The 24,015-nt window shown below is 37.2% G+C and carries 21 protein-coding genes; 9 read left to right on the forward strand and 12 right to left on the reverse strand.

Translation table 11 applies throughout. The features are described from left to right. Nucleotides 1–20: 20 nt before the first annotated feature. The 9 genes from DRF60_RS09965 to DRF60_RS10005 all read right to left on the reverse strand — a co-directional run bounded on the left by DRF60_RS09965 (nucleotide 21) and on the right by DRF60_RS10005 (nucleotide 8,214). Nucleotides 21–1,172 carry a 3-hydroxyacyl-CoA dehydrogenase NAD-binding domain-containing protein gene (locus DRF60_RS09965; RefSeq protein WP_116011945.1) on the reverse strand — a complete coding sequence of 384 codons (1,152 nt, stop codon included), beginning with the start codon at nucleotides 1,170–1,172 and terminating at the stop codon, nucleotides 21–23. Between the two features lie 89 nt (nucleotides 1,173–1,261). Continuing rightward, nucleotides 1,262–2,062 (reverse strand): enoyl-CoA hydratase/isomerase family protein, encoded by an 801-nt coding sequence (locus tag DRF60_RS09970; protein ID WP_116011946.1) that lies wholly within the window; start codon nucleotides 2,060–2,062, stop codon nucleotides 1,262–1,264. Between the two features lie 206 nt (nucleotides 2,063–2,268). Continuing rightward, a complete protein-coding gene (paaD, locus tag DRF60_RS09975; RefSeq protein ID WP_116011947.1) occupies nucleotides 2,269–2,733 on the reverse strand; it encodes a 1,2-phenylacetyl-CoA epoxidase subunit PaaD in 465 nt (154 codons plus the stop codon). Nucleotides 2,734–2,816: 83 nt separating this feature from the next. Continuing rightward, entirely contained in the window at nucleotides 2,817–3,566 is a 750-nt protein-coding gene (gene paaC, locus DRF60_RS09980; protein WP_116011948.1) for a 1,2-phenylacetyl-CoA epoxidase subunit PaaC, read from the reverse strand. A gap of 74 nt (nucleotides 3,567–3,640) precedes the next feature. Next, nucleotides 3,641–3,922, reverse strand: coding sequence for a 1,2-phenylacetyl-CoA epoxidase subunit PaaB (gene paaB / locus DRF60_RS09985; RefSeq protein ID WP_116011949.1), 282 nt, complete (start codon nucleotides 3,920–3,922; stop codon nucleotides 3,641–3,643). Nucleotides 3,923–4,026: 104 nt separating this feature from the next. Continuing rightward, the gene (gene paaA / locus DRF60_RS09990) at nucleotides 4,027–4,965 is read right to left on the reverse strand and encodes a 1,2-phenylacetyl-CoA epoxidase subunit PaaA (RefSeq protein ID WP_116011950.1); all 939 of its coding nucleotides are present in this window, start codon (nucleotides 4,963–4,965) and stop codon (nucleotides 4,027–4,029) included. Nucleotides 4,966–5,040: 75 nt separating this feature from the next. Then, nucleotides 5,041–6,126: a 2Fe-2S iron-sulfur cluster-binding protein gene (locus DRF60_RS09995; RefSeq protein ID WP_116011951.1), complete on the reverse strand. Its 1,086-nt coding sequence runs from the start codon at nucleotides 6,124–6,126 to the stop codon at nucleotides 5,041–5,043. Further along, complete coding sequence (locus DRF60_RS10000; protein ID WP_116011952.1) at nucleotides 6,126–7,442, reverse strand: phenylacetate--CoA ligase family protein; 1,317 nt, start codon at nucleotides 7,440–7,442, stop codon at nucleotides 6,126–6,128. Before DRF60_RS10000 ends, DRF60_RS09995 begins: the two co-directional genes overlap by 1 nt. A gap of 196 nt (nucleotides 7,443–7,638) precedes the next feature. Beyond that, on the reverse strand, nucleotides 7,639–8,214 hold the full coding sequence (locus DRF60_RS10005) for a TetR/AcrR family transcriptional regulator (RefSeq protein WP_116011953.1): 576 nt from the start codon (nucleotides 8,212–8,214) through the stop codon (nucleotides 7,639–7,641). A gap of 413 nt (nucleotides 8,215–8,627) precedes the next feature. On the opposite strand from DRF60_RS10005, the gene clpB reads away from it, so the two are divergent. The 9 genes from clpB (at nucleotide 8,628) to DRF60_RS10045 (ending at nucleotide 18,453) form a co-directional block, all read left to right on the forward strand. Then, nucleotides 8,628–11,222 (forward strand): ATP-dependent chaperone ClpB, encoded by a 2,595-nt coding sequence (gene clpB / locus DRF60_RS10010; RefSeq protein WP_116011954.1) that lies wholly within the window; start codon nucleotides 8,628–8,630, stop codon nucleotides 11,220–11,222. A gap of 150 nt (nucleotides 11,223–11,372) precedes the next feature. Beyond that, on the forward strand, nucleotides 11,373–11,549 hold the full coding sequence (locus DRF60_RS21370) for a hypothetical protein (RefSeq protein WP_167443725.1): 177 nt from the start codon (nucleotides 11,373–11,375) through the stop codon (nucleotides 11,547–11,549). Nucleotides 11,550–11,991: 442 nt separating this feature from the next. Continuing rightward, a complete protein-coding gene (locus tag DRF60_RS10015; RefSeq protein ID WP_116011955.1) occupies nucleotides 11,992–12,990 on the forward strand; it encodes a zinc metalloprotease in 999 nt (332 codons plus the stop codon). 175 nt (nucleotides 12,991–13,165) lie between these two features. Then, nucleotides 13,166–13,705, forward strand: coding sequence for a hypothetical protein (locus DRF60_RS10020; protein ID WP_116011956.1), 540 nt, complete (start codon nucleotides 13,166–13,168; stop codon nucleotides 13,703–13,705). A gap of 29 nt (nucleotides 13,706–13,734) precedes the next feature. Continuing rightward, nucleotides 13,735–14,385: a hypothetical protein gene (locus DRF60_RS10025; RefSeq protein ID WP_116011957.1), complete on the forward strand. Its 651-nt coding sequence runs from the start codon at nucleotides 13,735–13,737 to the stop codon at nucleotides 14,383–14,385. After that, nucleotides 14,364–15,149, forward strand: coding sequence for a sensor histidine kinase (locus tag DRF60_RS10030; protein ID WP_116011958.1), 786 nt, complete (start codon nucleotides 14,364–14,366; stop codon nucleotides 15,147–15,149). The genes DRF60_RS10025 and DRF60_RS10030 overlap by 22 nt, the downstream gene beginning before the upstream one ends. Beyond that, entirely contained in the window at nucleotides 15,146–15,787 is a 642-nt protein-coding gene (locus DRF60_RS10035) for a response regulator transcription factor (protein ID WP_116011959.1), read from the forward strand. The genes DRF60_RS10030 and DRF60_RS10035 overlap by 4 nt, the downstream gene beginning before the upstream one ends. A 259-nt stretch (nucleotides 15,788–16,046) precedes the next feature. Continuing rightward, nucleotides 16,047–17,066: a zinc metalloprotease gene (locus tag DRF60_RS10040; protein WP_116011960.1), complete on the forward strand. Its 1,020-nt coding sequence runs from the start codon at nucleotides 16,047–16,049 to the stop codon at nucleotides 17,064–17,066. 397 nt (nucleotides 17,067–17,463) lie between these two features. Further along, on the forward strand, nucleotides 17,464–18,453 hold the full coding sequence (locus DRF60_RS10045; RefSeq protein WP_116011961.1) for a zinc metalloprotease: 990 nt from the start codon (nucleotides 17,464–17,466) through the stop codon (nucleotides 18,451–18,453). Nucleotides 18,454–18,503: 50 nt separating this feature from the next. On the opposite strand, the gene DRF60_RS10050 is transcribed toward DRF60_RS10045, so the two are convergent. From DRF60_RS10050 to DRF60_RS10060, 3 genes are all read right to left on the reverse strand, one after another. Next, nucleotides 18,504–20,369, reverse strand: coding sequence for a M1 family metallopeptidase (locus DRF60_RS10050; RefSeq protein WP_116011962.1), 1,866 nt, complete (start codon nucleotides 20,367–20,369; stop codon nucleotides 18,504–18,506). Between the two features lie 282 nt (nucleotides 20,370–20,651). Continuing rightward, nucleotides 20,652–21,479, reverse strand: a complete 828-nt coding sequence (locus DRF60_RS10055; RefSeq protein ID WP_116011963.1) for an endonuclease/exonuclease/phosphatase family protein — start codon at nucleotides 21,477–21,479, stop codon at nucleotides 20,652–20,654. Nucleotides 21,480–21,795: 316 nt separating this feature from the next. After that, the gene (locus tag DRF60_RS10060) at nucleotides 21,796–23,991 is read right to left on the reverse strand and encodes a M1 family metallopeptidase (RefSeq protein ID WP_116011964.1); all 2,196 of its coding nucleotides are present in this window, start codon (nucleotides 23,989–23,991) and stop codon (nucleotides 21,796–21,798) included. Between the last annotated feature and the right edge of the window lie 24 nt (nucleotides 23,992–24,015).

A 24,015-nucleotide genomic window follows, 5' to 3' on the forward strand; every position in this document is an offset into this window, starting at 1 on the left:
TGTGTTGATTAATCGTCAAATTAGCACATCATCGTATTTTCTAATTTTTTAAGTAAAGGGCTCTGTCTGTATCTTTCTTCCTGATATTCTCCGTAAAGATTTTGCAGAGTTTCGGAGATTTTTGAGTAGCCGATTTCTTTTCCCCAGCCTAGTAAGCCTTTTGGATAATTGACTCCTTTCTGCATCGCCAGCTCGATATCTTCATCGTTGGCAATTCCTAATCTTTTAGCTTCTACGGCTTCGTTGATCAGCATTGAAATAATTCTTAAAAAAATCTGCTGATATAATGCATCGTCTTTCTGAGCAACTGGTTTCTCTGCACCTTCTGCATAATCATAAAACCCTTTTCCTGTTTTTCTTCCGTGAAGTTTAGCTTCGGCCATTCTTTGCTGAAGCAGAGAAGGTTTGTATTTCGGATCGTAGAAATAGTCTTTGTAAACGGTTGTGGTTACGGCAAAATTCACGTCAACACCAATTAGGTCCATTAATTCAAATGGTCCCATTTTAAAATTTCCTAATGTTCTCATCGCCTCATCTACCTGTTCCGGAGTTGCGACATTTTCTTCAACAATTCTCAATGCTTCGCCATAGTAAGGACGGGCGATTCTGTTGACGATAAATCCGGGAATATCTTTAGCAATCACTGGAATTTTACCCCAATCTTTCATGAGGTTGTAGATTTTTTCCGGTAATGATTTTTCTGTTAATAAAGATGGAATCACCTCAACCAAAGGCATCAATGGCGCCGGGTTGAAAAAGTGAATTCCGATGAAACGCTCAGGTTTCTTTAATTCTGCACCAAGAGAGGTGATAGAAATGGATGATGTATTAGAACCGATGATACAGTCGTCTGAAACATAGGTTTCAAGCTCTGTAAATACTTTGGTTTTTATGTCTTTGTTTTCGATGATGGCCTCGATCACGAGATCAGAATCTTTCAGATCCTGTAAAGCTTCACCTTTAACGATATTTGTTCTGATTTCTGTGGCTTTTTCCTGAGAAATTTTAGCTTTATCCACTAATTTCTGAAGTGTTTTCTCTAAGCCTGATAGTGCTTTATCTATCTGCGGAGCATTTGCATCGAATAAAACGACTTTACATCCCGCTGTTGCAGCCACCTGAGCAATTCCTACGCCCATGGTTCCTGCCCCAATAATTCCGATATTGTTCATGTTCTGTATTGTGTAAAATGTACAATGTAAAAAGTATGATCACAGCAACGTACTCTGTACATTGTACTTTTTACATTGTACAAAATCTTTTATTTCCCTTTATAATCAGGTTTTCTTTTCTGTAAAAAGGCATTTACACCTTCGATGAAGTCTTCTGTTTCTGCAGCTTCCTGTTGTAGATCACCTTCCAGTTCCAATTGCTCTTTTAATGTGTTGGTATAAGACTGAGCAAAGGCTTTCTTGGTTAATTTAAGAGCCGCAGTCGGCATATTTGACATTTTCTCAAGAATCTCCATAGATTTAGGAGTGAATTCTTCCTCAGTGAACACTTCGGCCACTAAACCGTAAGACTTAGATTCTTCCGCTGAAAGTCTTTTCCCTGTAAATGCTAAATAATTAGCCAATTGTCTTCCTAATAATTTGGGAAGGAAGTAAGTTCCACCTGTATCAGGAATTAGTCCGATATTGGAGAAAGCCTGAGAAAAATAAGATTTCTCTACTGCTAAAACAAAATCACAGATTAATGCCAACATCGCACCTGCACCTACAGCAGGACCATTTACCAATGCCACAACAGGTTTTTTACAGCGCGTAATCTCTGTAACCAGAGGATTGTAGTAATCCACTACAATTTTTCTGATGATATCGTTATCATGGTGTTCGTTACCCTGTACGAAAGCATCATCCAGATTCTGACCGGAGCAGAAAGCTCTTCCTCTTCCCGAAATCGCCACACATCTTACGGTAGGGTCTTCACTACATTCTTTAACAAAATCTTTCAGATCTGATAAAGATGGTTTTGTAAGTGCATTCATTGTTTCCGGCTGATTGAGGTAAGCAATTTTCAGTTTTCCTTCAAAATGCGTTTCAATATCAAGTTGTGTATACATGGTTTAAAATTTAAAATTAAATGGTTAAAGAATTGAAAATTTACACTCCTCTAATTTAACAATATAAAATTATGTGGCAATCCTTCTCATATAACATTCTAACAGTTTTACAATGTAATAATCAATAGTTCTGCATAACATCAATAATCTAACAGTGTATCAATCTAACAGTGTAACAATTATTCCGGCATACATTGGCACATTAATTAGTGGCATTTAAAATAATCAAACGGCTCCAGACAGTCTAAGCATTGATAAGAAGCTTTACACAAGGTAGACCCAAATCTGCTGATCTGTTTTGAATTCATAGAACCACAGCGCGGACATTTTTTCGGTTTTCCGATGTGATGTTCGTCTGCTCCTTTTTCAGGAGGTGTGATTCCGTAAATACGAAGTTTTTCTCTTGCTTCATCTGTCAACCAGTCCGTTGTCCATATCGGGAACATTTTGGTTACCACTTTCGCATCCCAGCCGTTTTCCTTCATGATCTTCATGATATCTTCCTCAATGGTGAACATGGCGGGACAGGCAGAATAAGTAGGCGTAATGGTTACTTCGCAGGTATTTTCCCCGGTAACTTTTGCCTCTCTTACAATACCTAATTCCACAACATTGATCACCGGAATTTCCGGATCGGGAACCATTTCTAATATTTCTAAAGGATTTTTCATTTTTAAAATGTACCAATTTATCAATCTAACAGTCTAGCAACTAATTGTTACATTGCTAAACTGCTACATTGTTACATTTAGAATTACCACGTACATCCCGGATACGCTCTCTGCATATACTGAAGTTCGCAAAGAATAAATCCGAAATATTCTGTATGGTATCCTGTTCTGGATTTAGGCTGCATGAATGGATTTGCCGGGTATTCCAATCCATATTCTGCAAAATCTTTTTGTGTGATGGCTAAGAATTCTTTGTACAATTCGTCTCCGTCCGGGGCGATATTTAAAGCAATTAAATCATCCTCCCCTTCAACTTTCGCAAATAATCCTTTTGAATATTCCCAAATATTATCAAGAGATTTTACTAACCGTTCACGGCTTTCTTCTGTTCCCTGAGCGAAAATTTTCATCCAGGAAGAAGCGTGTGTATAATGGTATCTCACTTCTTTTAAAGATTTCTGGGCGAGTGCAGAAAGTTCTTCATCTGCGGAATTTGACAATGCTTCATACATCAGTTTCTGATATATGGAGAATACATATACTTTAAGAATAGTCTGTGCGTAATCTTCGTTCGGAAGCTCAACCCAATGGGCGTTCACATATTCATGCTCGTATCTTAAGAAGGCTAAATCATCTTCACTTTTACCGTTATCAATAACTCTTGATGCATACACATAAAAGTTATTGGCCTGGCCAAGTTCGTCTAATGCAATGTTTGTCAATGCAATATCTTCCTCTAAATAAGGCCCTTCCCCACACCATGCAGACAGTCTTTGCCCCATGATGAAGCTGTCATCAGCAAACTTTAATAAATAATTATATAGTGGATTCATTGTTTTATTTTTTTTGTAAAACGTAAAATGTCGGTTGTACTTTGTACTTTTTACAGCCTACCTTTTACAGAAAATTACATGTTTTTTACATCATTAGGAATATTGTAGAATGTCGGGTGACGGTAAAGTTTGTCATCTGCCGGATCAAAGAAAGCTTCCTTGTCTACTCCTTCTGAAGTCACAATATATTTACTTGGAACTACCCATACAGAGGTCCCTTCTTTTCTTCTTGTGTAAACGTCTCTTGCGTTCTGCAAAGCCATTTCTGCTGTTGGTGCCTGCACTATTCCTACGTGTTTGTGAGATAATCCCGGTTTAGTCTGAATAAACACTTCCCACATATCTAAATTTGCCATAATTAAAATTAATTTAACAATGTATCAATGTACCAGTTTACCAATGAGATTCTTCGCTTTACTGAGAATGACAATGATTGTTACATTTTTACATTGGTATATTGTTACATTGAAATTTTTCCCTGTTTTTCTGCAAAAGCAATCGCTGCTTCTTTCACCCAAAGGTTTTCCTGCTGTGCTTTTACTTTGGTCTGTAATCTTTTCTTGTTACAAGGACCGTTTCCTTTTAGGATTTCCATGAATTCATCCCAAGGAAGTTCTCCGAAGTCGTAATGCTGTCTTTCCTCATTCCACTTCAGATCTTTATCCGGAATGGTTAATCCTAAAAATTCAGCCTGAGAAACGGTAACGTCGATAAATCTCTGACGAAGGCTGTCGTTACTTTCTCTTTTTACTCTGTAATTCATTGAGATTTTAGAGTTGGGCGAGCTGTCGTCATTTGGACCGAACATCATTAGAGCCGGCCACCAGAAACGGTTTAGCGAAGCCTGAGCCATTTCTTTCTGCTGTTTTGTACCACGGCAAAGCGCCATCAGAATTTCGTAGCCCTGTCTTTGGTGGAAAGATTCTTCTTTACAGATTTTCACCATCGCTCTTGAATAAGGCCCATAAGAATTACCCATCAACATTACCTGATTCATGATTGCAGCACCATCAACCAACCAACCGATCGCGCCAATATCTGCCCAGCTTAATGTCGGATAGTTGAAAATACTTGAGTATTTCGCTTTACCTTCCAACATATCTTCGTAAGTGGCATCTCTGTCCGCTCTTATGGTTCCGTTTCCTAAAGTTTCAGTTGCAGAATAAAGATATAAACCGTGGCCTGCCTCATCCTGAACTTTTGCTAAAAGAGCCATTTTTCTTCTCAGTGAAGGTGCTCTTGAAATCCAGTTGGCTTCCGGCAACATTCCGACAATCTCAGAATGGGCATGCTGTGAAATCTGGCGAACCAATAGTTTTCTGTAATCATCGGGCATTACATCTTTTGGTTCTACTTTATTCTCGTCGTGAACGTATTGAACAAATTTTTCTAAATCCATTTCTTTTGTTTTTGTAAAATGTAAAAAGTATTAATGTATTCATGAATACATCTTACATTAAGTCATTAATACAATTTAAACGTCATAATTAAGCATCACCACATTCGTAGTCGGGTGACATTGACATGTCAGAACGTAGCCTCTGGCTACTTCGTCTTCGGTAAGCGCGAAATTTTTCTCCATGAAAACTTCTCCTTCCAGAACCTGCGCTTTACACGTACAACAAACTCCTCCCTTGCAAGCAAAAGGTACAGGAAGATTGTCTTTTAATGCTTTATCTAAGATACTCTCTTTTTTAGAATTAAGGTGGAACGAATATTCATCATCATCAATGATCACCGTCACCATACTTTCTATATTAGCAATAGCCTTAAATTCATCGCTCATCTCCTCAGAATTTTCATCATCAGGAGCAGTGAAATATTCAAATAAAACCTGAATGGCAGGTACTTTTTTATCTTTCTTTAAATAATCGGAAATCCCTTTAATCATTTCTGCAGGACCACAGATAAAATAAGTGGCTTCTTTTACATCAATATCTGTATATCTTTCAAATAACTGCTCCAATTTTTCGGCAGAAATTCTTCCTTCAAATACTGGATCTTCATGCTTTTCGCGGCTTACCAAGTAAATAACTTTCAGTCTTCCGTTGAAATGTTCCACCAATTTATCGATCTCACCTTTTTTCATCACATGATTCATGCTCCTGTTGCTGTAGAAAAGATAAGCGCAGCTGTTCGGCTCCTGATAAAGACTTTCCTTAATGTTTGATAAAACAGGGCTGATACCGCTTCCTGCCGCTAGACCTACGTAGGTTTTCACATTGGTAGGGTGATAAGAAGTATTGAAACCACCCATCGGAGGCATTACTTCCAGCAGCTCATCCATATGAAGATGCTCATTGAAATATCCTGAAACCTTTCCGCCTTCCAAAAGCTTCACCAGCACTTCCAGTGTATTGCTTTTTTCGCTCGGAGCGTTGCAGATAGAATAAGAACGTCTTTCTTCATTCCCATTGATCATCATACGGAAATTAAGATACTGCCCCTGCTTGAACCTGAATTTATCCTTCAGCTCCTCAGGAACTTCCACTGCTACGTTTACCGCATCAGGAGTATCTTTCTGAACCTTTACCGTTTTAAGTTTATAAAATGAATTCATTATTTTTTAAGTATTCTATTAATTTTTCCGCCTTCGCATTTCGGCAGGCTGTCCTGGGCATGAATTTTTACTTTTGTAGTAATTCCTACCCTCTTTTTTATTTCGTTTTCTATATTTTTTCCAAAGCTGCCGACAAAATTAAAATAATCATCGGTATGAGCATCTATTTTTTGAAGTTTCACCAGCTCATCATCAATTTCTACATCAATATCCAATGCTACACACATCTGCTCTTTTTCAACCGGGGTAAGATAATAGTTCGGAACCACTCCTTTTACGTGTGAAAATGCTTCTTCAATCTGGCTTGGATAAACATTGACCCCTCTTACGATCAGCATATCGTCTGCTCTTCCTTTGATGGGTCTCATTTTCACCATGGTTCTTTTGGCGTTTTCATCATAGTAAAGGCTGGTGATATCATTGGTCCAATACCGTAAAAGCGGCATGGCCTTTTTCGTTAAAGTAGTAATCACCAAAACTCCTTCTTCTCCGAACGGAACCGGCTGTTTCGTCAGCGGATCTAAAATTTCGGGATAAAAATGATCTTCCCAGATGTAAGATCCTCCTTTTTCTTCAAAATCCTCCATGGATACTCCGGGGCCGATGATCTCGCTTAATCCGTAGATATTAGTCGCATGAAGTCCCAATCTTTCCTCAATATGGCTTCTGATAATTTCCGTCCATGGCTCAGAGCCTAAAACAGCATATTTCAGACTGATCTGATCTCCAGCAATCCCTCTGTTGGCAAATTCATCAGCAATCGTTAATGCATAAGAAGGCGAACAGCAGATCACTTCAGGTTTGAAATCCAAAATCAGATCTACCTGTCTGGCCGTCATTCCTCCTGAAATCGGAAGAACACTCATTCCTAATTTTTCTGCTCCGTAATGAAGTCCCAGTCCTCCGGTAAAAATCCCGTATCCATAAGCATTATGCAACTGCATTCCCGGTCTTGCTCCTGCTGCATATAATGATCTGGCAACTACTTCACTGAAAAGATCAACATCTTCTTTTGTGTAGCCCACTACTGTAGGTTTTCCTGTAGTTCCGCTGGAACAGTGAATTCTCTGCAGCTCATTTTTCGGAACGGTAAAAAGTCCAAACGGATAATTATCCCTCAAGTCCTGTTTGTAGGTAATCGGAAGTTTCGTGATATCTTCAATCGACCTTATATCCTGTGGAGCTATTCCTGATTCATTAAATTTCCCTCTATAAAATTCTGATCTCTCTCCAAGGTAGCCAACCAATTCCGTCAACCGGTCAGACTGAAGCCGTCTCAACTGGTCTAGCTTTACATATTCAACTGAAAAATCCATATCCTACTAACTAACATTTGTTAGGCGTAAATTTAAAAAGAATTTCTATCCTGACCAAATTTTTATGATTTTTGTCACTTTCTGAATGATTCTAAATAATAAGTTGACTATAGAAAATATTAAGCATATAAGAAGCTTCTCAACAATAAGACTTTAGTTTTAATTTAATCTTTTGCAACTTTTTATAGAGGAAAACTTATTCATGGTTACCTAATAACCCATACAAAAGTTTAGCCCGGATTTCATCGGTAATTTCAGAAGTAGATTCTGTGTTCCTTTTAAACCAGAAATAGGAATTATTGAGCGTGTGCAGAATGAATCTCGTCGTAAAGGTCGGTGATTTCAGCTCCCAGTTTTCTGCTTTATAGATCTCAGAGATTAACTGTTCTACCTCATCCTGATAGTTCTTTCTCAGTTCTATGAATTCAGGGAGCCTTTCTTCAAGATGTCTCCATTCGTTGGAATAGATATGTGTGACATCACGGTTTTGCAAAACAACAGAGAGATGTTTATCCAGAAATAAGTTAAGCTTATCTTTTGGAGCGATGTCGGTACTTTTTACTTCCTGCAGCTCATCAAAAAATTCCTGTGCTATCCCGAAACATATCCATTCCAGAATCTCTTCTTTTGAACGAATATGAGCATAGAGTGACGCAGCTTTGATATTAAGCTTTGTGGCAAGATCTCTCACAGAGCTGCCCATATACCCTTTCTCTTTGAAAAGCTCCACTGCTACGTCTAAAATTTTCCTTTGTTTTTCTTTAAGCTCCATCTGGTAAAATGCAAAAGTAATTATTTTGAGGTTAATATGTTAATTTAAAGCTATCATTTTAAAACACAGAAGCGGGGAATTCCGGTAAATTAATACAAAGAAGCTGTTATATACTAAAATTCGCTTTCTTTTAATTTTAAATATTTCTTTAATGTGACGGTTATTCCATTATTTTAAAGCTTAAATAAAAGAATCGGAAATTTTGTCAAGTTAATTTAACGTTAAAAATAGATAATTCGGAAATTTTGTCCATATTTTTTGTAAATTTAATAATTGAATAGTTTTTGAGGTAAACTGATCGATTAAATGATTAAATAACTTGATGGCATTAAGAAACCGGGCCTGAAAATTTGGTTTCTTGGTGTCTTTTTAAAACTGAACCAAAACAAATTATTACCAAAAACATAAAAAATATGAACTTAAACCAATATACTGTAAAGTCACAAGAAGCCATCCAGGCAGCCCAGCAGACTGCTATGGAGTTTGGTAATCAGAGTATTGAACCACAACATATACTTGAAGGTATTTTTCAGGTAGATGAAAATATTTCGCCTTTCCTGCTAAAAAAATCTGAAGCAGATGCCAATCTGGTAAGGGAACGGAACAGGGAAAATATAGAGAAGCTTCCAAAAGTTCAGGGAGGAAATATTTACCTTTCGCAATCAGCCAACAAAGTTTTGCTGGACGCCCCGAATGTTGCCAAAAAAATGGGTGACGAATATGTAACGATTGAGCATCTATGGCTTTCATTACTGGAAACCAGTTCTGAAGTATCCAAAATGCTTAAGGATATGGGGGTAACGAAAAGTCTGTTGGAAGGTGCCATTAAAGAATTAAGAAAAGGAAGCAAAGCTACTTCTGCCAGTTCGGAAGAAACTTATCAGTCCCTAAATAAATATGCTAAAAACTTTAACGAATTAGCAGCGGAAGGAAAACTGGATCCGGTAATCGGACGTGATGAAGAAATAAGAAGAGTATTGCAGATCCTTTCAAGAAGAACAAAAAACAATCCTATCCTTATCGGAGAACCGGGTGTAGGTAAAACAGCCATTGCTGAAGGTATTGCCCACCGTATTATTTCAGGAGATATCCCTGAAAACCTGATGGACAAAACATTGTATTCTTTAGATATGGGTGCACTAATTGCCGGAGCTAAATACAAAGGTGAATTTGAGGAGCGTTTGAAATCTGTGGTGAATGAAGTGATCAAGTCTGAAGGACAGATCATTCTTTTCATCGATGAGATCCACACACTGGTAGGAGCCGGAGGCGGTGAAGGCGCTATGGATGCAGCCAATATCCTGAAACCTGCTTTAGCAAGAGGAGAATTAAGAGCGATCGGTGCTACTACTTTAAATGAATACCAAAAATATTTTGAGAAAGATAAGGCATTGGAAAGACGTTTTCAGAAAGTAATGGTAGAAGAACCGGATACGGAATCTGCAATTTCTATTCTTCGTGGGATTAAAGATAAATATGAGGCTCACCATAAAGTAAGAATTAAAGATGAAGCAATTATTGCTGCGGTGGAAATGTCTCAGAGATATATTTCAGACCGTTTTTTACCGGATAAAGCGATTGACCTTATTGATGAAGCTTCAGCTAAATTGAGAATGGAAATCAATTCAAAACCGGAAGAACTGGATGTTTTAGACAGAAAATTAATGCAGCTGGAAATTGAGCTGGCCGCTATTTCGAGAGAAGGCAACCAGACTAAAATTGACCATTTAAAAGAAGATATTTCAAAGATTTCTGAGGAAAGGAATGAAATCAATGCCAAGTGGCTGAAAGAAAAACAAAAATCTGAGGATTTAACGCAGATTAAAAAAGATATTGAATCTCTGAAACTGGAAGCTGAAAAAGCTTCAAGAGCAGGAGACTATGCAAAAGTAGCAGAAATCCAGTACGGGAAAATCAAGGAAAAGGAAGATGCTTTGCAGAAACTCGAATTAGAGATGCAGAATCATCAGAATGAACTCATTAAAGAGGAAGTTACATCTGAAAACATCTCTGAAGTGATTGCCAAATGGACGGGAATTCCTGTTACCAAGTTGCTTCAGTCTGAAAGAGAAAAACTTCTGAACCTTGAAACTGAACTTCATCACCGGGTGGTAGGTCAGGATGAGGCAATAGGAGCAGTGGCGGATGCCATCAGGAGAAACAGAGCTGGATTAAGTGATGATAAAAAGCCGATCGGATCCTTTTTATTTTTAGGAACTACCGGCGTCGGTAAAACTGAACTGGCCAAAGCATTAGCAGAATTCCTGTTTGATGATGAAAATAATATGACAAGGATCGACATGAGTGAATACCAGGAAAGACACAGTGTTTCCAGACTGGTAGGTGCTCCTCCGGGATATGTAGGCTATGATGAAGGCGGACAGCTGACTGAAGCGGTAAGAAGAAGACCTTATTCTGTGGTTCTTCTGGATGAAATTGAAAAAGCGCATCCTGATGTTTTCAACACACTGCTGCAGGTATTGGATGATGGACGTCTGACAGATAATAAAGGACGTGTGGTTAACTTTAAAAATTCAATCATTATCATGACCTCCAATTTGGGTTCACATCTTATTCAGGAGAATTTTGAAAATATCACTGAGGATAATCAGGATGAGATCGTTGACAAGACAAAAGATGAAGTTTTTGATCTTCTGAAACAGACATTACGTCCTGAATTCCTGAACAGAATTGATGAGGTAGTACTGTTCCAGCCTCTAAATAAAAAAGAAATCGGAAAAATTGTTCAGTATCAGCTGAGAGGCTTCAATGAGATGCTAGGCAAACGAAACATCATCATGACAGCGACTCAGGATGCGGTAGATTATCTGATGAATAAAGGATACGATCCTTCTTTTGGGGCAAGACCGCTGAAAAGAGTAATTCAGCAGGAAGTATTAAATAAATTATCAAGAGAGATCCTCGCCGGCAAAGTAAACGACGGAGACAGAATCACTTTAGATTATTTTGAGGAAACAGGATTGGTTTTCAGACCGACAGATCAGTAAGTAGTTTTTTTCATATATATTATTTTTGTAAGTAAGTGGTGCAGCCCAATCTGCATCACTTATTTTTTTTTACTGTATTTTTATCAAAATCATGTGAAATATCAGTATATTTATCATTCAAAATAAATCACTAACTAAAACAAAATCAGTATGAAAAAGTTAAAAAGAAGTTCATTGAAAATTATTTTAGGGGGAAAAATTGATTGCCGTTGCAATATATTGATTTACCCTGATGGCTCTACGAGCGGAACGTGTGCTACGGAAAGATGCTCACAGATCAACATCAATTGCGGACAGGCTGAATGCAGGCCTTCACTTATTGACTAACCTCTAAAAACGATGGTATGAAAAAGTTAAGAAGAAATGATCTGAAGAGAATCAGTGGTGGCGTATCGACTAGTCTCACAGAATGCGATATCGATATGAACTGCCCTACGGGACTTTGTTGTTCAACAGGATATATCTGCAGAGATCCCAAAAGATATCCCTGTATGTAGATTTAGTTATAAGCCGGAGATTTTTACTCCGGCTTTTTTTTGCTTTAATCATACTTAATATTTTTCGAGTAATTTAAAAGATATAGTCTATCAATTTTATATATTAATAAAACAATTAAAATATTTCAATAAAATATATAAATTAACGAATAATATAAACAACCATAAAAATACAATATCAACAATAAAAAGTGTTAAAATTTTAAATAATAATCAGATAATACAGATTTTTTATACATTTGCCACACATTCAAACTACAAAAGATAAATTTATGAAAAAAACAGTTTTAGGAGTATTGATTACTCTTTTTGTTTCGTGTGCTAATGAAACAGAAAATCTCAACACTGAAAATGCAAACACAGACCAACCTGCAATGGCGGATAAAGGAGCAATTTGCGGCTCTGATGTTGTGAGACAAAAATTTCTTTCAGAAAACCCTGACGCGGCACAGCGTATGTTCAAAATTGAAAACAGCACAGCTGAGTTTATTGAACAAAAAAAGATGGGGAAAGTTCTCGCCGACGGAAGTGTTGAAATCCCCGTAATCTTTAATGTGCTTTACACCAATACAAGTAACAATATATCAGATGCAAGAATTAACTCGCAGATTGATGTACTGAACAAAGCTTTTGCTTCGACACACGCCGATGTTTCCAATATTCCTACAGCATTTCAGACAGTGAACGCCGGAGATACAAAAATCAAATTCAGACTTGCACAGATCAACAGGAAATCTACAACCAAATCCAGATGGGCTCCTGACGATAAAATGAAAAAAGCAACGTCCGGAGGAGTAGACGCTACTGATCCCTCCAAATACTTAAACATCTGGGTGGTAGATTATATGCCTTACCAAACCGGATATGTATTAGGCTATGCTACTTTCCCTGAATCTGCAGGTCTTTGGAATGACGGTGTAGTAATGATGGATGAATACGTAGGTGCAGGGGGACCTATCGCTACTCACAACAAAGGAAGAGTAACAGTACACGAAGTAGGACACTACCTGAACCTGAGACATATCTGGGGTGATGCTAACTGTGGAAACGATTTCGTTGATGACACTCCACAACAGATCACGCTTCACAGAGGAGTTCCTTCTTATCCTAAAATGGAAACATGTGGAGGGGTGTCACGATCTGTGATGTTCATGAATTACATGGATTATTCTGACGAAACTACTTTATTCATGTTTACAAAAAACCAGAACGACAGAATGCAGGCATCTATTTCAGCTAACGGACCAAGAGCCGGGTTGAGGATATTATAAAACACAATCTTTATAAAAATACAGGCCCCCAAATGATTTGGGGGCCTTATTATTTTACAGCTTATACAGCATCCGTAAAAACACGGAAAATAAACAGGAAAAAACCCATCCATTTACCTTGAAATTTTTACGAGATTTGCATTACTAACTAACATTCTTTTATAAAACTAACGTTATGAAAACAAAACCTACTTCAGAAGCCGGAATACTTGAGACTGTTTCAGGCACAAACACCATGACTTCAGAGCTTGTCCAGCAATTAATAGGCAACTACAGAAACAATCAGATGCAGGCTGTTAATAAAGAATTGGGGATTACCGATTCTCATGCGATATGGTTTGATCTTCCTAAATTGAAAAAGTTTATAGCATGTGTAGAGAATGAAGCAACAAAAGCAAATCCTGGCGTTACTGAAGAGGATTTAGGCATCAGATTCTATTATGCTGCTTATCCAAAAGCTGAAGACTGGGCCATTATGGAAAGCCATCCTGTAGAAAAAGAATATGCAGAAAGGCATACTTTAGTAATGATCCCGACCATGAAAAAAGCAGATGAAACCGGAGAATTGCTTAATTATGATTTTTGCCCGTCTGATTCAGGATCAATATTAGCTATGGCCTCAAAAACAGGAAAGCCAGCCGGCACTGAAACTCTTGCAGAAAATCACGGAACACTTTCACCACCACACGATACAAAAATTGAACAATTTCCTTAATTCAATATTTATTTTATCCCACAATAAACATGACTGATTTTCAGAATATACTTCAGGGGTCTTTAATCTGGGTAGAAGGACTTGCTGCCATAATATCCATAATTTACTATAATCGTGGCAATACAGACACATATTGGAAATATTTTTCTTTTTATCTTATTCTTATGTTTTTGTGTGAAGTAATAGGCAAATGGGGACATCTGCTTATAGAATATAACAAGCCGAAGTTTTTTAATTACTTTGTAATTCCTATCGAGTTTCTTTTTTTTTACTGGCTCTATGCCGCCAAATCACTGGCAAGACCAAAACTTTTTTATACCCTATCACTCCTCTATTTACTATCATTTTTACCAAGCGAGATTTTCTTTACCACGAAAAAAATAATTTTCTCTTTCAACTATACATTTGGATGCCTTATGTTAATGGTACTGGTTATTATGGAGTATTACAAACAGATTAACTCTTCGGAAATTTTAAACTTCAGCAGAAATAAAATGTTCTATATTAATCTTGGCGTTACACTGTTCTATATTGGAACCCTGCCATTCTGGACGTTTTTCAGTCTTCTGGCCAAGTATAAAGAATTGTGGGATATGTATTTCAATTATTTTCTGATATCCGGAATTACAATGTATCTTTTATTTTCAATTTCATTCGTATGGGGAAAACGGAGCTCTTAATAACGATTATTCTATTCAACATCTTCTTTGTGTTGTTTGTAGCTGCTGTGATGGTATATATCAGAAAATACAAGCAGCGAAAAAGAGAATACATGAATGAAATTGAAATAAAAAATGAAATCCACAAACGGGAACTTCTGGCCACACAGCTTGAGATCCAGCAAGCCACCATGCAGCAGATAGGGCGTGAGCTTCATGATAATATTGGCCAGAAACTGACGCTTGTGAGTCTCTATACCCAACAACTACTTTATGAAAATCGGGTTCCTGAAGTAAGTGAAAGAATTGACCAGGTTTCCCAAATTATAAATCAGTCGTTACAAGACCTCAGGAACCTTTCAAAAACACTGACAGACGATAATATAAACCAAAAGGAAATTGTAACTTTGATTCAGGAAGAAGTAGACAATACCAATGCTTTCAAAAGATGCCATGTGAGTTTTGAACATAATTTTAAGCAGCTTGATCTTGGGTTTGTCCACAAAAATGTACTTCTCAGGATCATACAGGAATTTATTCAAAACAGCATCAAGCATGCAAACTGTAAAAATATTTTTATAAACCTGAATACTTCCGAAGACATACTCTGGGAGCTTAATCTCAGGGATGACGGTATTGGATTCGACAATACGGAGATAAAGTCCAACGGTATTGGGCTGACCAACATGAAGAACAGAGCAGCCATCATAGGTGCAGATTTCAGTCTTGAAAGTCAGAAAAATACAGGAACTACACTCAAAATTATTTTAAAAAAACAGCCATGAAAAAAACTATAGTAATTGTTGATGATCACGTATTAATCGCCAAAGCACTGGAGGGGATTATTGATAATTTTAATGATTTTGAAGTTATTTATGTTTGTGAGAATGGCAAAGACCTGATCCAGAAGCTTGTAGACAACGGTAAAATACCGGACATTATCCTTCTGGACATCAGCATGCCGATTATGGACGGTTTCGAGACTGCTGCCTGGCTTACACAGAATCATCCTGAGATTAAAGTAATGGCACTGAGCATGCAGGGCGATGATAACAGTGTTATTAAAATGATCAAAAACGGAGCAAAAGGCTACTTATTAAAAAACACACATCCTAAGGATCTGGAAACTGCATTAACAAAATTAAATTCTGACGGTTTTTTCTATCCGGAATGGGCTTCAAAAATTATATTTTCCAACCTGAACAAAGATAAGGAAGCAGAGAATGCCGTAAGAATTTCGGACCGCGAAAGAGAATTCCTGAAATACACCGTCACCGAGCTGAGCTATAAGGAAATTGCAGACAGAATGTGCTGCAGCCCAAGAACCGTAGAAAGCTACCGTGATCAGTTATGCGACAAATTAGATCTTAAAACCCGGGTAGGGCTTGCCGTTTTTGCTATTAAAAATGGCTTTGCCAGCTGATTAAAAAAAAGAAACAAACTTAAAAATATATTCATTTTAAATAATTCGAGTAAATAATATTAATTTAAAGAACTATAAATTGAAAAAAATTGAATAAAAACAATCAGTATAGTTTAAATTCAATCAATATCAATAAAACCAAAGAAATACCCAACAAACACTGGCATCCAATATAAATTATTCAATTATTGGTGAAAATATTTTGTATATTAATTTTTTATAATATAAATTTGGAGAGCAAACCATTTTAAAATATATTATGAAAAAACTACTATTCGGAGCTCTCGTTCTGGGCTTCATGTCAGCTTGTACCAGTGATAATATTTCCAACCAGGAGGATGTATCTCAGGATCCGGGAAATCTTTCAAATGCAATAGCATCAAAAAGAACGTGTCCTTCTGACATCATCAGAGAAAAAGCACTGAAAAGTGATCCGGCATTAAGAGCAAGATTTGAGGCTAATGAATTACAGTCAGAAAAATTTTCAAGAGACATTATGATGGGTAAAGTGCTTCCGGACGGAACGGTAGAAATCCCGGTTGTTTTTAATGTAATTTATAACACTTCTACCCAAAATATTTCTGATGCAAGAATCGCAGAGCAAATTGCAGTATTAAATGCAGATTACGCTGCTACTAATTCTGATATCACTAAAATACCTTCAGCATTTCAGCCTTCAGCTGCCGGGAATGTAAAAATCAGTTTTAAGCTGGTAGCAACAAACCGTAAACAAAGCACAAAAACAGGATGGAGATCTGATCTGGAAGAAATGAAAAAATCAACTACAGGAGGTATTAACGCAACTGACCCAACCAAAAACATGAATATCTGGGTGGTTAATTCTATCCTCGATGAGAATAGTCAGCCCGGGACATTAGGATATGCTTATTATCCTGAATCTGCCGGTCTTTGGTACGACGGTCTTGTAATAGGATATCAATACATAGGAAAGACAGGCGCCTCTGCTCCATTCAATTTAGGAAGAACAGTTACGCATGAAGTAGGTCATTATTTAAATCTGCCTCACCTTTGGGGATCATCCAATACAGGTTGTCAGACTGATTACTCCAATGACACTCCTGCTTCTCCAGGACCTAACTACGGAACGCCATCATATCCTTTAAACAGAGTTTGTGGAGGAGTTAGCCGTTCTCAAATGTTCATGAATTATATGGATTATGTAGATGATAAAGCTATGTTCATGTTCTCTGCAAACCAAAAAACAAGAATGCAGGCAGTAGTAGCTGCAGCTGGTCCAAGAGCAGGACTAAGACAATAAATATCTAATAAACTTAAATAAACTAGCCTGAATTAAAATTTAATTCAGGCTAGCTGTTTTTTATAATATTGCGTATTGATCAGAACAAAACGTTTCCAAAATAGCCCATGGGTTAAAGCCACCTCATTGTATATTTTATTAATAGCCCAACAATAAATAAAATAATTTATTCAAAATAGGCACAAATTAAAATTACGTTGTATTTTAAAAAAAATAATTCGATTAATTTAGCATTTTAACAATTACAAATAAATCAATACTTCATAAAATATAATATGAAATACATAACGATTAAAACTAAATACTGATATATTTCTAATAAAATATCAAAAATATGTTGCATAGTAATTTCAAATAATATAAATTCACCATCAGAAAATATAGAAAATAACTGCTTATGAAAAAATTATTATTTGGAGCAATTGTATTAAGCTTCATGTCAGCTTGTAACAGCGATAACATGTCAAACCAAAGCGAAAACCCTGCAAAGGAAGACATATCTTCAGCTAATATGTTCAAAAGAGGTTGTGCCTCTGAAGAAGTAAGACAGGAAGCATTAAAAAACAACGCGGAACTCAGACAAAGATTCGTTAAACTGGAAGCAAATACCGAAAAATTTGCCAACGATTTAAAAATGGGAAAAGTTCTGGCAGACGGAACCATAGAAATCCCTGTTATTGTTAATGTATTGTATAGAACTTCTACAGAAAATATTTCTGATGCTCAGATTCAATCTCAAATCAATACATTAAATGCAGATTTCTCTGCTACTAATAGTGATATTAACAAAATTCCGGCAGAATTCGCTTCTACCGCATCAGGTAATACCGGTATTAAATTCCGATTGGTAACGGTTAACAGAAAATCCACAACTGTAAGAAGCTGGAGAACAAATGATGCGATGAAAAAATCATCAACTAAAGGAATAGACGCTACCGATCCTACACATTATTTTAATATATGGGTAGTTAGTGATATGGGAGGAATACTTGGCTATGCTACATTTCCAGAATCTTCAGGACTTTGGAATGACGGGGTAGTAGTTGCAGCTAAATATTTCGGAAATACATCGTCTGCACCTTATAACCTAGGAAGAACTGCTACTCATGAAGTAGGACATTATTTGAATCTTAGACACATTTGGGGAGATGCTAATTGTGGAAATGATTTGGTAGCAGATACTCCTACACAAACAACTGCTAATTACGGAAAACCAACTTATCCATTATATAACACTTGTAGTGGAGTTCAAAGATCCGTTATGTTCATGAATTATATGGATTATGTGGATGATGCAGCAATGTTCATGTTCTCTTCCGGACAAAAAACCAGAATGCAATCTGTAGTTGCTTCTTCAGGAGCAAGATCCGGATTAAGACTTTATTAAGTTTAAATCGATTTCAATAAAAGCCTGAATTTTCTATTCAGGCTTTTCTTTTATAGGGATCTCGTATTATTATCTGGTGTATAATCCATAAAAATATCTCCATCCAGTGTCACAGATTTTACTTTCTTTTTGATGGGAACAGCAAGATCTGCCTGCTTCTGGTTCTTTTCCCATAGGGAAGGTGAAAAATGAAGTCTTTCAACAGAACCGTCTTCATAATTTAGAACAGCGTCGAAAGGAATTGCAAAACCCCCAACATTATCAACATTGACTGTAAGGAGATCGTTGAGCTGTGAAATATCAGTTATTTTCAGATCAATATAATTATTGGTATAGAACCAGTTTTGAAAAAACCAGTTCAGATTTTTTCCGGAACCGGTATTCATTGAATTAAAATAATCCCAAGGTACAGGATGTTTTCCATTCCAGTTGTCCATATAATGAAGAAGAGCTTTCTTAAACACCTCGTCTCCTAAATAATCTTTCAAGGCAAGATAAGACAGGGATGCTTTTACGTAGGAATTGTTTCCATATCCAGCGCCACTTACCTGTGTGCTCATTGTAATAATAGGTTGGTCCTGCTCCGCAGATGGGTCATTGATCCATTTTTTGACACGGAAATTTTTATAGAATTCCTTTGCTGCAGCTTCACCGTTTTCATCAATCCCGATCAGATATTCAAGCGTAGTTGCCCAGCCTTCATCCATAAAAGCATAACGTGTTTCATTGATTCCCATATAAAAAGGGAAATAGGTATGAGCAATCTCATGATCTGCGGTAAGCCTTGCATCGCGAAGATCATCAGTAATACTGGTGTCATTAATCATCATTGGGTATTCCATATCCGCATATCCCTGAATCGCGGTCATCACATTATAAGGATATTCCACGCCCGGCCATTTCTTTGAGAACCAATCCAGATTATAACGCATCCAGTCTACATATTGCTCAAAGTCTTTTGCTCCGGCTTTATATCCGGCCTGGACACTTGCTCTTTTTGTTTTTAACTGAACGCTTGCTGCATCCCAAACATAATGACTGCTTAATGCAAAGCAAAAATCCGTAATATGATTAGCTTTGAATTTCCAGACATTCCATTTGTTCTGCTTGGTCACTTTCCCGGATCTCATTTCCTGCTCAGAAGCAATACGGATCACCTTGTCACTTTTAAGAGAAGCTTTATATCTTTTTAAATATTCCTGCTGAAGTACTGCTTCAGGATTCAGAAAATCACCGGTAGCCCATACTACAAAATTCTTGGGGGCAGAAATGGTAAAAATGTAATCATTAAAATCATTATAGAACTCCTGTCTATCAGAATGGGGAAGCATATCCCAACCATTATAATCATCATATACGGAAATCCTCGGGAAAGAATAAGCAACATAAAAAGTTTCAGTATCTATCTGCCCTTCCCTTCCGCTCTGTACGGAAAGCGGATATTCCCATTCTATTTTCACGTCAGCCTTAGCTCCGGCTTTAATCGCTTTATTCAGCTTTACTTTTTCTACCGTTCCCCAATCATCACTGTTTACCGTATAATTTTCACCATTGATGATCAATGATTTGATATAAAGCCCTGAAGACAGAAAATCCTTGGCTACGAAACCCGATCTCGGTGACTGCGGCTTATGAAGGTTATTAACAAATCTAATAGCCAGCTCCTGAAGTTCATCCGGACTGTTGTTAGTGTAGGTGATTGTTTCTTTTCCCAAAACCGTTTTGGTCACAGCATCCACTTTTACGTCAACATTATAAATTCCTTTATTCTGCCAATAGTTTTTGCCCGGAGCCCCGGAAACATCACGGGTTCCTTTTTCATAGGCCTTTTTAATATTTCTCGGCATATACAGCTCCTGGGCAGCAATATGCTGCATTGAAACAGTAACTACCAGAGCATAAAGAAATTGCTTCATATCTCTAATTTTTAAAAATAAATGTCAAAATTAGCGAAAATGTCACACAGAAAAGAAATTTCTCTTATAATAATGTTTTATGGATATTAGTTTTTTACTTTATAAGAAATGAAGATGGTACAAAGACAGAAATATTAAAACCACTTATAATTTAGCTAATGCATAACTTTCAATCATTCAAGATCCACCCGTTTTAAATTACTAATCCCACTAACAATCAAAATCCAATTCCTGAGAGGAATTGGATTTGAAGTTGATTTCCCGGTAAGCTGACCCCCCGAATTAATAAGAAAGCTCTGCCAATACCGGAAAGTGATCCGATGGATACAACAAATTTTCTCTTCTGTCATTGATATGCCTCTGGGATTTTATTTTGAATCTTTTTACGAAAATATAATCGATTCTGTCTTTAGGAATTTCATTCACATTGAAAGCCGTAAAGGTTCCTTTAGGTCCGTAAGGTTTTTTTTCGGAATGATAAAAGCTGTCATTAAGATTCTGGGAAAGTATTTTTATAGGCTCCGAATCTTCCGTTAAATTAAAATCACCACTTAAGATTACAGGAAGGTTTTTAGGATTCATTTCCTTGATTTTTTTCAGAATAAGCTCTGAGGATTTCACTCTCGCCACATTCCCGACATGATCAAAGTGAAGATTCATGGCCAAAAATTCTTTTTTGGATTTCTTATCTTTAAAAACAGCATAGGTACAGATTCTGTTAAGAGCTGCATCCCATCCTCTGGAAGGCTTTTCCGGTGTTTCCGAAAGCCAGAATGTCCCGGACTTCACCACATGAAGCTTGCTTGTATCATAAAAAATAGCTGAGAACTCTCCTTTTTCCTTTCCGTCATCTCTTCCTACTCCTATATAATCATAATTCATAAGGCCGTCCTTAATGTCTTTCATCTGCTCGGGAAGCGCTTCCTGAACTCCGAAGTAATCGGGATGATAATAATTTAGCAGATCCACTGCATCCTGTTTTCTTTCCGTCCAGGCATTCTCCTTATCTGATGTAACCTGCAGCCTGATATTGAAACTCATTACTTTAAGGTCCTGCGAAAATCCCAGTACAAAGAACAAAAGGGATACAATTGAAAATCTGAAATTCATAATCCTATTTAATTTAGAATAACAAAAATAGAATATCTTTTTGAGAGACAATGAAGATGGAGGGATACATTATTGTTAATTTTTGGATGGAAGCAGGAAGAGGGAGGATGGAAGTCCATGTAGCCGAAAGAAGTAATTAAAGGTTGTTTTATACCTATTTAAATTTAATCATGCTTATCAATGAACCTAATTCTCGATGAAGAACCAATAGAGCTTCCATCTTCAGACTTTTCTCTTCCTTCCAGTTCTTTTCCAAACAAAAAAACCGAAACTTCATAAATCTGAAGTTTCGGTTTTTATAAGGTCAATATACCATTTATTCTTTGGTAAATTTATATTCTCTTCCGGCCTGTTTAAAAACAAGATCCTTTTTATCTTTGCTAAATATCAATGATATTCCGGCTTCGTTAAAAGTAAACTGATTGCTTCCTGTATATTCCAGGGGAAATTCCGGCTGGTTTCCTGCTTTAAGATAAAGCTGACCGTTTTTATCACTAAACACCAGTTTGATCGGGTCGCTTGCAATTCCATATGTTCCTGCAAAATCTTTTGTATTAATCTTTTCAACGGGCTTTGTCTGCGCTGAAGGCCAGATATTATTTTTCGGATTAACATCAGGAACCACAGAATCCGGATCAAGCATTACCTCACTAATTTCTTTATTTGAATTGATGTTGAACAGCCATTCTGTATTGCGTTTCCAAACCTCAACAGGAATTTTTACAACCTGTTTGGCACCATCTTTAAATTTCACCTGAACTGTTGTAGGCATCGGAAGCTGACCAAGATTTTCAACAGTGATCTGGGCACCGTTTTTAAAATCCCCGTTAATGTATTGTACATCTTTTACAGACTGATCGATCTTCCATTTATTCATAAACCATCCTCTCCAGAACCAGTTCAGTTCTTCTCCGGAAACATTTTCCATCGTATGGAAAAAATCCCAAGGGGTGGGATGCTTGAAAGCCCATCGCTCAATATAGGTTTTGAACGCTTTATCAAATTTTTCAGGGCCTAAAATGGTCTCTCTTAAGATCTGCAGTCCCATTCCCGGCTTAAAGTAAGCCAGAACTCCTATGCTCCTCTCCTTCATATTGTCCGGACCAACCATAACGGGCTCGATATTATCCCCCATCATAAAGCCTCCACTCTTGGCGATATCTTGCTTCTTATAATATTCTCCGTTGTTAAAAGCTTTTGTGGACAACTCATTGATAAAGGTATTGAAGCCTTCATCCATCCATGCAAACAGCCTTTCATTGGAACCTACAATCATTGGGAACCAGTTGTGTCCGAATTCGTGATCCGTTACTCCCCAAAGGCCTTCACCTGCAGCATTCATATGACAGAACACAATTCCGGGATATTCCATTCCACCCTCATTTCCTGCCACATTGGTTGCTGCCGGATACGTGTATTCATACCATTTATGGGAATAATGCTCGATAGCAGCTTTTGTATATTCTGTAGATCTTCCCCATGCTTTTTCGCCTGCACTTTCTACAGGATAAGCAGATATAGCTACAGATTTTTTACCACTCGGAAGATTTATTTTTGCGGCGTCCAGAATAAATGCAGATGATGAAGCCCATGCAAAATCACGGGTTTGGTCAATTTTAAATTTCCATGTTTTTGTCCCTGAAGCCTGGTTTTTACCGATTTCAGATTCCGGACGGATCATAACTGTTTTATCACTGTTTCTTGCCTGTTCCCAACGGTTATTCTCTTCTTTACTGTACACTTCTTTATAATTCAGAAGCTCTCCGGATGCTACTACATAATGATTAGCCGGAACCGTAATATTGGCGGAAATACGACCGTATTCCAGATAAAATTCTGATGCCCCAATATAAGGAAGAGTATTCCAGCCCATTACATCATCGTATACACACATCCTTGGATACCATTGGGCGACTGTAAATATTTTACCGTTCTTCGTTTTTTCAACTCCCATTCTGTCCGATCCATATTCTGGAGAAGTAAATGAATATTCAATTTTTATTTTAGCAATACCGCCTTTAGATTTCAGTTCTTTAGGAAGATCTATTTGCATTCTGGTATCGCTAATCGTGTATTTTACATCTTTACCATCAAGCTTTACAGATTTAATTTTATAGCCTCCATCCAGTTCTTCACCGTGAGCTCCGTTTCTACTTCCTGATGGCGGAACAACTGCATTACCACGGGAATCTTTTGCGAATAAATTCTGGTCAAGCTGCAGCCATAAAAAACTTAACCGGTCAGGGCTGTTATTCGTATAAGTAATTTCAGCAGTCCCTGTAATTTCATTTTTTGCATCGTTAAGACTTACATTCAAATCATAATCTGCCGAGTTCTGCCAGTAAGCATGTCCCGGCTGTCCGCTTGCAGAACGGGTTTCTGTGCCGGTCTGGGGATAAAAGAAAGGCTTGAATGCCTCCACATAACTGTATTTCGGAGTATCCTGCGCTAAAGCAGATCCTGAAAACAGGAATACTGCCGCTGCTGCGATAAGGCTTGGAAGTTTATTCATTGGAATAAGTTATATTATTTCTGT

Origin of the sequence: Chryseobacterium elymi (assembly GCF_003385495.1) — a bacterium.
In the GTDB taxonomy this organism is placed as follows: domain Bacteria; phylum Bacteroidota; class Bacteroidia; order Flavobacteriales; family Weeksellaceae; genus Chryseobacterium; species Chryseobacterium elymi.